Below are 11,381 nucleotides of genomic sequence, written 5' to 3' on the forward strand. Positions count from 1 at the left end.
CCCTGTCCTTCGGCCTCCCCCGTAGCCGGAGGGCAGGGCTCCGTCACGACATCTGCCACTTGTCGCCCCGCCTGAGTCATCGCAGTGCGAAGGTCGCTGGCGTAAGGGACGGAATCTTGATCGCGCCGTAGTCAGCCTGCGAGCTTCGCCAGCGCCGCGTCGATCCGGGCGAGCGTCCGGTCCTTGCCGAGGACCTCCAGGGACTCGAAGAGGGGCAGACCCACCGTGCGGCCCGTGACCGCGACGCGCACCGGGGCCTGGGCCTTGCCCAGTTTCAGGCCGTGCTCCTCGCCAGCGGCCAGGACCGCCTCCTTGAGAGCCTCGGGGCTGGTCCAGTCGGCGGTCTCCAGCTTGGCGCGCGCCGTGATGAGGAGAGCCACCGGGTCGCCCTTCATCGCCTTGTCCCAGGACGCCTCGTCCTCCACCGGCTCCTTCAGGAACAGGAAGTCGACGTTGGCCGTGATGTCCGACAGGACGGCCACGCGGGTCTGGGCGTGGGGGGCGATCGCCTCCCACGCGGCCTGGTCGAAGTCCTCGGCCGCCCAGTTGGCATACGGGGCACGCAGCCACGGCTCGCAGGCCTCGACGAACGTCTCCAGCGGCAGGGCGCGGATGTACTCGCCGTTGAAGGCGGTCAGCTTCTTGATGTCGAAGAAGGCCGGCGAGGTGTTCACGTCCTCGACGCGGAACTTCTGCTCCAGCTCCTCGTACGGACGGAGTTCGACGTCGTCCCCGGGACCCCAGCCGAGCAGCATCAGGTAGTTGGTCATCGCCTCCGGCAGGTAGCCCTCGGCGAGGTAGTCCTCAAGAGCGACCTTGTCCCGGCGCTTCGACAGCTTCTGCCGCTTCTCGTTCACGATCACCGGCAGATGCGCCCACACCGGGGCCTTCGCGCCGAGCGCCTCCCACAACAGCTGCTGCTTGGGCGTGTTCGACAGGTGCTCGTCACCCCGGATGACCAGCGTGATGCCCTCGTCGAGGTCGTCGACCACGTTGGCGATCAGGAAGACCGGCGAGCCGTCACCGCGGGCGATGACGAAGTCCTCGATCGCCGAGTTCGGGAAGGACGGCTCACCCCGGATGAGGTCCACGACGACCGTCTCGCCCTCGGTGGGCGTACGGAACCGCAGCGCCCGGCCCTCCACGTACTCCAGACCCCGGTCCCGGCAGAAGCCGTCGTAGCCGAGGTGCTGCGATCCGGTCCGCTCCTGGAGCTGCTCACGGGTGCAGTCGCAGTAGTACGCGCGGCCCTGCGTGTAGAGCTGCTGGGCGGCCTCGCTGTGACGGTCGGCGTTCTGCGACTGGAAGTACGGGCCCTCGAAAGCGGGATCGTCCTTGGAGATCCCGATGGACGCGAGCGCGCTGATGATGCCGTCGATCCACTCCGGCTTGTTGCGGGCCGCGTCGGTGTCCTCGATACGCAGGACGAACTTGCCCCCCGACTGTCGTGCGACGGCCCAGTTGTAGAGTGCCGACCGGGCCCCACCAACGTGGAACATTCCAGTCGGGGACGGGGCGAAACGCACGCGCATCGAAGCCAGAGACATGCGTGCAAGCCTACTGATTTCCGCTGGATGCTCGGCCGCATTTTGTAACCGACGGCTGTCATTCGTGCAGATCGTTCGGGCTGCTGCTGGGCGGATCGACTCGGCCCCGTACTAGAAATCTGTCGCGCAGGACTGGTCGCCTCACCTTCGCCAGCACCAGACTTGGTGCGGCGAGGTCACTCTGCGTTGGCTGGCCCACCGGCGTAGCTGGATGTTCTGAGTCGCGGAAGGTGAGAGACGCAGACGGCAATCGTCTGTCGCAATGTCAATGAGACTGCGCTAGCCATCCACCCAGGGCCGCTACGACCGAGCTCTTTCCCCACTCGGTGAACACACGATTCTGCTCGTCCTCCGGCAAGGCCGCCAGCGTCGTCGTCGCGCCGTTCGGCACGAAGATCGACCACAGGTCAGACCAGGACCGTGAACTGCTTCCACGGACAGGAGCAGCGGCGATCGTCCCCGGTTTACGCCCGTCCTCCGCGAAGGTTTTCAATCGGCCGTCAGCGTCCGCGTAGACAGCGGCACTCGCGAAACGGCAGGACCGGCCCTTCGTGAGATCCGCGAGATGCGTAAGCCCGCTGGGGCCGAAGGCTTCAAGAGCCTGCTTCACCATCGGTCCCGGCCAACCGCCGAACTCCTCGATGTAGAAACCTGAGTCTTCGACGAACAACGGCCGCCTGAGAACCGCATACGCCTGTCGAGCCTTGTGCTGCGCAATCTCGACGACTGACGTCGTCTGGATCTCTTCCAGTTCCAGCCGCACCTGTTCCACCTGAACACCCCATGGAACGAGATGCTCTTGAGCTGTACGAAACTTACCGGCATTCCCTGTACACATTACGACCTGGATGCCCGACATGTTCCGAGAAATCCCCTTCGAGTAGGTCTCCGGCTCATACGATCATCGGTGCCGCGCCGCTTTCTCCATCACGGATCATGCAGCCTGATGCTCGATTCGTGGATGCTCATTGGCTGCTGACGCGGCTTCCTCGCTGCCGGAATCGGCACGTGATGAGGGCACGGTCCCGGCGCCGTCTGCGGAAGTGGGTACTGCCAACTCGAACCAAGTCTTCTTCCCCGCCGTACAGGGCTCCGACCCCCACTCGGTCGCCAATGTGTCAACCAGAAAGAGGCCCCGCCCACTTTCGCTGATCACGTCGGCCTTGGACGGACGTACCAAGTTTGGCTCAGCGTCGGTGACTTCGACGCGCAGCCGCTCGCCGGTCCACCGTACTGACACCACACACGCGGACTGTGCGTGTGTGACCGAGTTTGCGACTACTTCGCCCGTGAGCAACCGCAGGTCGCTGGTCAGTTCCTCACCCAGGGCAAGCCCGAGCTGCTGCGCACGGTTGACGACCCGGTTTCGTGCTGCCGACACCGCCTCGGCCAAGGGCGCGACGGTGAACGCGTAGGGAAATTCTCCGAATGGGCGGGGCATGTCTGTGACCTCTCGCGGAGCGGAGCTGGCGGCAACGCGATCTATCGGAAGTGAATGGCTCGCTCACCACCTGGACTCGGCGCGTCCATATGTGCCCTACAGGAACCGGCAGCAGCCCAGAAGATGGCGGACGACCACCATGGACCCGAGACGGTCTACTTCCCTATCCCGGAGGTGATATCACTACAGCAATACTCGGGATGAACAAGCTACGGGCTGGGCCCAAATGACCGAACACGCACCCGCTCCGCGAACACCCGCTCGCGATCGCCAGGGGGGCAGTTCCATGACGCTGTGTCCCGCATTCCCACCTCGTATTGTCAGGCGGAACGCCATCATTGGACCATGACCTCACATCGACAGGCGATGGGCCGGCGCTAATCCGCGCCCATGTGTCGCGGTGCGTACGTGCACCAACGGTGCGGCGCTTCCGGACCACCGTCTCCGGGTCAAAACGCACACCGAGAGCACGTTCAACGCGCGAGAGAGCCTGATCAACTGGTTGAACACGTAAGTCGACGGAGACGACCGTAGTGGATGGGGCTGTCATAGGGCTCCTCGACTGCTGTACCGCAACGCTACTGAACTTGATCGGGCGATGTCGGGTGATTGCCTGACAGGTGAGGGACGGTTCCGGTAGATATGTGCGTGTGAACGACTTCACGTCCCCCGAGGATGGCGAGCCCACTCGTTTCGCCAAGGCGAAGAACTGGTGCAAGAAGCACGAGCCCAAGTTCCGCGCTGCTGGCGGCGCAACTCTGGCCATCGGCGGCGTGATCCTGGCCGCCGTGATCGCCAGTCGCATCAAAGGGCGGGACGCCGAGAGGTACGAGGTTGAGGATTGGGAGCCGCCCTCAGCCCCTGAGGAGGCGGATCAATCTCGTCAGTCCTTCCTCGACCCTGATCGTGACCCCTTCCTGCGGACGCTCCCTCATGGCCAGCACGCCAGCGAAGAGGCCAAGGCGAGGTACAGGGAACTGACAGGGAACGAGCTTCCTGACGGTTACACCGTGGTTCGCCGGTGGCTCTACGAGACCGCAGCCTGAGCGGAGGGCACGACGGCCTCTCGATCCTGTGCAGTGCCCGCAAGCTGCTGCAGACGGTCGGATCGACGTTGACCTGTGGTTTCTCTCGTCGCAGGAGGAGCGGCGCGGCGGCCCGTCCACTTGGGAACCGGACAGAATCCGAACTGCTGCTACACGGCGGCCTCTAGCAGCAACTGCGGATGGCTACGGGCTCTATGTCCACATGCTGTGGACATAGAGCCCGTAAGGCAAGGTTGATCAACCCAACTGTGCGCCGGATCGGGATCGGCCACACGCCAAACCACGCGGGGGAAACAGAGGCTCACCCAGAAGTACGGGCGACCGCGTCATGACTATGGATGCTCTCAAGGTTGCGCACGCGCACCGAGTGGACCAGGCCCCGGTCTCGGCAGGCCCGGCTGATGTCGCGCGCCATGTCCTCCACGAACATCGGGTGGTCGTATGCCTGCATCGTCAGCACGCGTTCATCGGGACGCTTGACCAGCGGCACTACCGGAGCGGACGCGCACTGCTCCAGAAGCCGTACCGCCTGCTGCACTCCAAAGGGGTAGGGAGTATCCCCGTGTCCTGTTACGGACAGCGTGACCCGGCTCCGCTGGTTGTGCGCGCCGTAGTCAGAGATCGCCTTTGAGCACGGGCAAAGACTGGTGACCTCGGTGGTAACCGACGTGGTCACCGTCGTATCTCCGTCGTTCCAGCGGCCGTCGAAACGAACATCGTGAACTTGGCACGACTCGACGCCACTCGCGGGCGCGATCACGGTCGTGCTCAACGGGACGGCGACCGAGACTGCGAGCGCCGGCGCGTCAAGGATGTCTGCACCGACTTTCAGGATGTGTGGCAACCTGCGCGGATCAAACCGGCGGAGATGCTCGTGGGCAAGTGCCACCATGCGGCTCATATGGGTGCCGCGGCGGTCGTGCTGGAGCCGCACGGTCACTTCGATCTCGGCGATGCCCTCCTGGCGGAGGTAGCCGTCCTCGAAGTACAGCGGGTAGCGGAGGCCGCTAATGCCGACTTCGTCGATCTCGATGCCGCGGGAGTCGGTCTCATTCTGGATGTCGTGCATCACTCACTCGCCCCGATATGTGCAGCCGGATGTGCACGTCTCGCGGACCGTGAGCGCGGAGAGATCGGGGAGGGCTGGCTTCAACCGATCCCAGATCCAGCGGGCGAGGACCTCGCTGGTCGGGTTCTCCAGTCCCTCGATCTCGTTGAGGTAGTAGTGGTCGAGTTGCGCTTCGAGAGGCTTGAAGGCCTTCTTGAGGTCGCCGAAGTCCATGACCCAGCCCGCCTCGGGATCGACTGGAGCCTCGACATGGACGATGACCTTGTACGAGTGGCCGTGCAGGCGCGCGCACTTGTGGCCCTCAGGCACGTTGGGCAGGCGATGTGCAGCTTCGAAGGTGAACTCGCGAAAGATTTCCATTACTGAATTCCCAGATACTTGTGCGTCTGGAGAGAGAGGATCCAGCGCGGGTTCTTCATGCAGTAGTCGACCGTCGCACGGGTGTTGGCTTCCACGTCCGGGCCGTCCATGGGCTGGAGCCGGAAGTACGAGAAGTCCAAGTGCTCGAACTGACGGGGGTCTCCGCCCAACTGGGGGTAGACCAGCTTCAGTTCATCTCCGCTGGTCACGACCAGTTCGGAGCCGATCTTGGGGCTTACGCAGATCCAGTCGATGCCCTGCGGCGGTACTCGGGTGCCGTTCGTCTCGACGGCCACCTCAAAGCCCCGAGCGTGCAACGCGTCGATCGCTGCTTCATCGAGTTGCAGGAGCGGTTCTCCGCCGGTGCACACCACGAAGCGGTGCTCCCGGGAGGACGACGGCCACGCCTGCTCGACTGCTTGAGCGAGGTCCTCCGGGGTCTGGAACCGGCCGCCACCTTCGCCGTCAGTTCCGACGAAATCTGTGTCGCAGAACTGGCAGATCGCACGGTGTCGGTCCTTCTCCAGGCCCGTCCATAGATTGCATCGCGAGAAGCGGCAGAAGACGGCTGGGCGACCTGCGTGGCTCCCTTCACCTTGCAGGGTGTAGAAGATCTCTTTGACCAGGTAGGTCATTCTCACGCGCCCTGGTACTGAACGGGGTCGGTGACGCCAGCCTCGGCAAAGCCCTTGAGGCGGAGCAGACAGGTTTCGCAGTGTCCGCAGGCCCGACCCTGCTCGTCCGGGTCGTAGCACGAGGACGTCAGGGAGTAGTCCACACCGAGCCGCAAGCCTTCGCGGACGATGTCCGCCTTCGACATGGAGATCAGCGGCGAGTGCAGCTTGAGCCGCTGCGTGCCCTCAACTCCAGCGCGAGTAGCCAGGTTGGCCATCCGCTCGTAGGCCTCCATGTACTCGGGACGGCAGTCCGGGTAGCCGCTGTAGTCGACGGCCGTCACCCCCGTGAAGATGTCGCTCGCTCCAACCGTCTCCGCGTAGGCCAGTGCGAAGGACAGGAAGATCGTGTTGCGTGCAGGAACGTACGTGATGGGCACGCTGCTGTCGGAGTCCTTGCCGCTGGCGTCATCCAGAGACTCGTGCTTCGGAACGTCGATGTCCGACGTGAGCGCCGAGCCTCCAAAAACTCGCAGGTCGATGTCAGCGATGACGTGGCGTGCGACCCCTTGCGCCGCAGCCACGCGCTTCGCAGCCTCAAGCTCCACGCTGTGTCGCTGGCCGTACCGGAAGCTCAGCGCGTACGGCGTGTAGCCCTGGTCCTTGGCGATCGCCAGGACGGTCGTCGAGTCCAGTCCGCCGCTCAGTAGAACGATCGCGGGACGCTCCGCCATGCCTTGCTCCCTACTTAGATCTATGTGTTCGGGTGAAACCCTAGCGGAAACTGGCAGGTAGAGTAACGACAGCAAACTGCTAGTTACACTCGTCGGGGAGTAGGGGCTGCGTGAAGCAACTAACGGTGGTCGTCACCTGCACAGACCGCAAGGCTGCTGCGCCAGAGACCGCACTGCAGGCGAGATCCCTCCCTGCAGGGACCGTGAAGGAGCGCGCGACGCTCTGGAACGAGCGCGTCACCAACGCCGCGCCAGCACACACGCTCACTGGGCTCTACCGCGGCGACCACTGGACGCAGGCACAGCGACTCCGTGAAGAAGCCATCAAAGCCGGGTTCAACGCGGAGCTTTGGGTGGCTTCCGCCGGCCTCGGCCTTCAGCCAGTATCAGCGTCGGCTCCCTCCTACGCCGCGACCTTCAGCACCCGACACGCCGACTCGGTGGCCGCCACAGCAGAAGACAGCGCCCAGTGGTGGGGCCACCTCCAGGAAGACACCGGTCGAGCAACGCTGCAGGAACTCGGCAAGGCAAGCCCTGTCCTGATGGTTCTCTCGGAGGTCTACGCGAAGGCCATGGAAGCGGAACTGCGCGCCCTGGCCGAAGTCGCGCCCGACGTTCTCCTCTTCGGTGGCGTCGAAGAGGTCGCTGGCATCCAGAGAGTCCCCGCGGACGCCGGGCTGAGACGGGTTCTGGGCGGAACGCTGACGAGCTTGAACGTTCGCATGGCCACGTCGTGGCTCCAGCACTGCCAGGACAACCAGCTCACGTCAACGGCTACCACCGACTCCTGGAAGAAGTGGGCGGCGTGCGAATCCAGACCCGAACTCCACAACCGCCAGCCGATGACGGATGACGAGGTAATCGCCTTCATCCGGCAGCAGACTGCATCCCAGCCGGGCATCTCGCGGACACGGCTGCTGCGTCGACTGAGAGACGGCGGCCAGGCTTGTGAACAGAGTCGCTTCGCCAACCTGTACATCAAGGCCATGAGGGTGTCGTGACAGAGAATCCGATTCGACGCAGAGCTCTACGCATCGAACAGAACCCGAGCATCCCGCTGTACCTCTTCGCCCTGGAGGCCGGAGAGGTGGATCGTGTGGCTGACGTAGCAAGGATCTCCCGTGACGAGGCTGGGAAACTTCTCGGCTACCAGCGGCCCGAGAAGAAGCAGCACGTCAAGCAGATCCTTGACTACTTGGATAGCGAAGACGTCCTGTTCCCGAACGGTCTCATCCTCGCCCTCCCCGCCTCGGTCCGTTGGAAGGGCAGCCGAGGCCCCAATAGCACCGACGGCTTGGCGACGATCGGGACCATCGAGATCCCGCTGCCGGAATCCGACGACGCTCCTCGGCCGGCCCTGATCGTAGACGGACAGCAGCGAAGCCTTGCTCTTGCACGCACCAAGCGGTCGAAGCTCCCCATCACCGTTGCAGGGTTTGTTGCTGAAGATCTGGAGATCCAGCGCGACCAGTTCCTCCGGGTCAACACCGTGTCACCTCTTCCTACCAACCTCGTTTCCGAACTCCTCCCCGAAGTCAACACAAAGCTACCAACCAGGTTGTCTGCTCGGAAACTCCCATCCGCGCTTGTTAATGCCTTGAATCTGGACAACGATTCACCGTTCAAGGGACTGATCAAGCAGGCTTCAACCGTAGGCGATAGGAAATCTGAGGCAGTAGTTAAGGACAACAGCCTCATCTCTGCCATCGAAGAATCACTGTCCGCCTCCGGGGTTCTCTTTCCATACAAAAACCTTTCCAACGGGACAACCGACACATCAGCGATGAGAGACATTCTCGTCGTCTACTGGACAGCCGTTAGAGACACCTTCCCGGAAGCCTGGGGGCTCTCGCCAGCCAAAAGTCGCCTCATGCACGGTGTGGGAATTCGATCAATGGGGCGCCTCATGGACCGGATAATGGACCGTGTACTGGTGAGTGCAGATATCGGGTCTAAGGATGCCTACGACAAGGCTATGGCCGAGTTGGAGCTAGTCAAGCCCCACTGCCATTGGACAAAGGGCCGCTGGCCGGAGCTCAACATTCCCTGGAATGAGTTGCAGAACACGCCTCGCCATATCAGCACTCTGTCAAACCTTTTGATTCGAATTTACCTTCAGTCGAGGATGAGCGCGTCGTGAAGTTCTACTTTCCGGACAGTCAGGACCAGATCAGTCCACAGTACGACTTTAAAAGGGATGAGTATCCAGATCACCGGGTCCGGCAGAGGGATGACTTGTATGCCCATCAGGCGGTGACTCCGGCACCGTACGACGGGATACTGGTTAGTAAGGCGATCGTAGACGGGTCAGTCAAGGGTGCCGGGAAATATAGCACCCCTCAACGAAATCGACTTTATCGTGACGGTGTTTCGAGGTTTTTCGGCCTACCTGAAACGATGACGAGTCTCGGCGATTGTGGTGCATTTAACTACATCGATGAGGAGCACCCACCGTACACTATCGATAGTGTTCTCGAATTCTACTTTGAGTGCGGATTTGACGCTGGCATCAGTATCGACCATGTGATTTTCGGGTACCAGCCTAATGACTCGGAGAAAGAGGCGGATCCGGCATGGGTGAAGCGCCGCGAGATTTCGCTTGAGTTGGCAGAGAAATTCATCGATGCCGTCAAGCGGCGCAATAAACTCATTCCTGTGGGCGGAAGAAGGCTGGAGCCGGTTGGTGCGGCCCAGGGGTGGAGCCCCGACAGTTACGCGGATAGCGTCGCTAGGCTCCAGGAGATGGGATATAAGAGGATCGCTCTCGGTGGCATGGTCCCGCTCAAGACCCCGGAGATCATTGCCTGCCTCCAGAGGATCTCTGAAGAGCGCAAGGACGGTGTTAATTTCCATCTGCTGGGAATTACACGCATCGATAGCATGGAACGCTTCGTCAAATATCACGTCAGTAGCTTCGACAGCACATCGGCATTCCGACAGGCCTTCATGGATGAGCGGAATAACTATCATACTGCCGATGATTCCTTCATGGCGATCAGAGTTCCCCAGGTTGACGGTAACCTCGCCCTCAAGAGAATGATTTTGGCGGGGACTGTGTCCCAGTCGGCGGCAATCAAGGCCGAACGGGAATGTCTCAGGTTGCTTCGCGAGTATGACGAAGATGAGAGTGCTGATGTAGAGCCCGTCATGGATGCCCTGCGTGCCTATCAAGCACTTCTAGGTGATCCTAAGAAGCTTGAGAAAGTCGAGAAGTATAGGAAGACCCTCGTCGCCCGGCCGTGGAAGGACTGCCCCTGCGCTCTTTGCCGGAAGCACAAGATCGAGATGGTCATCTTCCGTGGAACAGAGAGAAACAAGCGCCGCGGGTTCCATAACATGACGGTACTCGAAGCCAAGATGCGCAAGCTGCCGCTCACATAATCGCCCAGACCGCGCATAGTACGTAAAGCAACTCAAACAGGAGATGATGTGGCCGACCGCTACGTGTTGAAGGTTCCCGCGCTCAAGGTGCTTCAAGGCAGCAAAGAGATCTACTGCTTCGCTGTCGACGGCAAGAAGCTGCACGACTTTGCCTCTGTCTCGCGCGTCCGCCGCGATGATCAGAAGCGGTTGCAGGGGTACCAGCGGCCCGAGGTCCTCAGCCACATCAGTTCGATCCGCCGCTACCTCGAGTCAGAGGGGGCGATGCTCCCCAACGCAGTCGTTCTCGCGTTCGATGAGCGCGTGACGTTTAAGCCGGCGGCCCGCGGCGGAGACGTGACGTACTCCATCCCCGGCGAACTGATCATCCCGGTGGATGAGTCGCTTGCCGACGAAGAGAAGCCAGCCTGGCTCGTGGACGGACAGCAGCGCAGTGCAGCCATCAGGGACGCTGACCTCGGAGAATTCCCCGTGGCAGCCGTAGGCTTCATCGCCACCCCGGAAGAGCAGCGGTCGCAGTTCATCTTGGTCAACTCGACCAAGCCGCTTCCCAAGGGGCTTGTTTACGAACTTCTGCCGGAGACGACCGGCCAGCTGCCGCGCTCGTACGCGCGCCGTCAACTTGCCGCGAAGATCATGGTCCTTCTGAATATGAGCGACGGCCCCTTCGGCGGAAGGATCGCCAGCCCCACGTCGCCGGGCGGCAACATCAAGGACAACAGCGTGCTGAGGATGCTGGAGCACAGCATCTACGAGGGCGCCCTGTACCAATACCGGAACGCCGACGACGGCACTGGGGACGAAGAGGCGATGCTGGCCCACCTGCTTGCCTTCTGGAAGCCGGTGTCGCTCCTCTTCGAAGACGCGTGGGGCAGGCCTCCCAAGGAGTCGAGGCTCACGCATGGCGTGGGTATCCAGGCCATGGGCTTCGTCATGGACCAACTCACCACGGACGTCCCCTACGACAAGGTCAACTGGGACAAGATCCGTATCACCTTGCGCGGGCTGGAGGACCACGTCGCCTGGACCTCAGGCACGTGGCGGTTCTCGGACGGTCAGGAGCGCCGTTGGAACAGCCTTCAGAACACAGCCAATGACGTGCGGCTGCTCACCAGCCACCTGCAGGCCCTCGTCTCGAAGTAGAGCCTGACACGTTCCTTTAAGGGTGGCCGCCCAGTGATCTGGGCGG

General features: G+C 62.2%; 12 protein-coding genes. 5 read left to right on the plus strand and 7 right to left on the minus strand.

Annotation, left to right across the window (positions count from 1 at the left end):
• Positions 1–131: 131 nt before the first annotated feature.
• From gltX to ACFY1U_RS28525, 3 genes are all read right to left on the minus strand, one after another.
• Positions 132–1,499 carry a glutamate--tRNA ligase gene (gltX, locus tag ACFY1U_RS28515; protein ID WP_390697397.1) on the minus strand — a complete coding sequence of 456 codons (1,368 nt, stop codon included), beginning with the start codon at positions 1,497–1,499 and terminating at the stop codon, positions 132–134.
• A 313-nt stretch (positions 1,500–1,812) separates the two neighbouring features.
• On the minus strand, positions 1,813–2,406 hold the full coding sequence (locus tag ACFY1U_RS28520) for a non-canonical purine NTP pyrophosphatase (protein ID WP_390696966.1): 594 nt from the start codon (positions 2,404–2,406) through the stop codon (positions 1,813–1,815).
• A gap of 75 nt (positions 2,407–2,481) precedes the next feature.
• Positions 2,482–2,988 (minus strand): ATP-binding protein, encoded by a 507-nt coding sequence (locus tag ACFY1U_RS28525; RefSeq protein ID WP_390696967.1) that lies wholly within the window; start codon positions 2,986–2,988, stop codon positions 2,482–2,484.
• 650 nt (positions 2,989–3,638) lie between these two features.
• Between ACFY1U_RS28525 and ACFY1U_RS28530 the strand changes: the two genes are divergently transcribed.
• Positions 3,639–4,034 carry a hypothetical protein gene (locus ACFY1U_RS28530; protein ID WP_390696968.1) on the plus strand — a complete coding sequence of 132 codons (396 nt, stop codon included), beginning with the start codon at positions 3,639–3,641 and terminating at the stop codon, positions 4,032–4,034.
• A gap of 301 nt (positions 4,035–4,335) precedes the next feature.
• Here ACFY1U_RS28530 and ACFY1U_RS28535 read toward each other — a convergent pair whose 3' ends face one another.
• From ACFY1U_RS28535 to queC, 4 genes are read right to left on the minus strand one after another with little or no spacing between them, the layout of a single operon-like run.
• Positions 4,336–5,103: a GTP cyclohydrolase I FolE2 gene (locus ACFY1U_RS28535; protein WP_390696969.1), complete on the minus strand. Its 768-nt coding sequence runs from the start codon at positions 5,101–5,103 to the stop codon at positions 4,336–4,338.
• A gap of 3 nt (positions 5,104–5,106) precedes the next feature.
• Positions 5,107–5,463, minus strand: coding sequence for a 6-carboxytetrahydropterin synthase QueD (gene queD, locus ACFY1U_RS28540; RefSeq protein WP_390696970.1), 357 nt, complete (start codon positions 5,461–5,463; stop codon positions 5,107–5,109).
• Positions 5,463–6,098 (minus strand): 7-carboxy-7-deazaguanine synthase, encoded by a 636-nt coding sequence (gene queE, locus ACFY1U_RS28545; protein WP_390696971.1) that lies wholly within the window; start codon positions 6,096–6,098, stop codon positions 5,463–5,465. Before queE ends, queD begins: the two co-directional genes overlap by 1 nt.
• Positions 6,099–6,100: 2 nt before the next feature.
• Positions 6,101–6,811: a 7-cyano-7-deazaguanine synthase QueC gene (gene queC / locus ACFY1U_RS28550; protein ID WP_390696972.1), complete on the minus strand. Its 711-nt coding sequence runs from the start codon at positions 6,809–6,811 to the stop codon at positions 6,101–6,103.
• Positions 6,812–6,921: 110 nt separating this feature from the next.
• Between queC and ACFY1U_RS28555 the strand changes: the two genes are divergently transcribed.
• From ACFY1U_RS28555 to dbpB (ACFY1U_RS28570), 4 genes are read left to right on the plus strand one after another with little or no spacing between them, the layout of a single operon-like run.
• Positions 6,922–7,812 carry a hypothetical protein gene (locus tag ACFY1U_RS28555; RefSeq protein WP_390696973.1) on the plus strand — a complete coding sequence of 297 codons (891 nt, stop codon included), beginning with the start codon at positions 6,922–6,924 and terminating at the stop codon, positions 7,810–7,812.
• The gene (dbpB, locus tag ACFY1U_RS28560; protein WP_390696974.1) at positions 7,809–8,951 is read left to right on the plus strand and encodes a DGQHR domain-containing protein DpdB; all 1,143 of its coding nucleotides are present in this window, start codon (positions 7,809–7,811) and stop codon (positions 8,949–8,951) included. Before ACFY1U_RS28555 ends, dbpB (ACFY1U_RS28560) begins: the two co-directional genes overlap by 4 nt.
• On the plus strand, positions 8,948–10,192 hold the full coding sequence (gene dpdA / locus ACFY1U_RS28565) for a tRNA-guanine transglycosylase DpdA (RefSeq protein WP_390696975.1): 1,245 nt from the start codon (positions 8,948–8,950) through the stop codon (positions 10,190–10,192). Before dbpB (ACFY1U_RS28560) ends, dpdA begins: the two co-directional genes overlap by 4 nt.
• Before the next feature lie 48 nt (positions 10,193–10,240).
• Positions 10,241–11,335 carry a DGQHR domain-containing protein DpdB gene (dbpB, locus tag ACFY1U_RS28570; RefSeq protein WP_390696976.1) on the plus strand — a complete coding sequence of 365 codons (1,095 nt, stop codon included), beginning with the start codon at positions 10,241–10,243 and terminating at the stop codon, positions 11,333–11,335.
• The last annotated feature ends 46 nt before the right edge of the window (positions 11,336–11,381 follow it).

Source organism: Streptomyces sp. NPDC001351, from assembly GCF_042896045.1.
GTDB lineage: Bacteria > Actinomycetota > Actinomycetes > Streptomycetales > Streptomycetaceae > Streptomyces.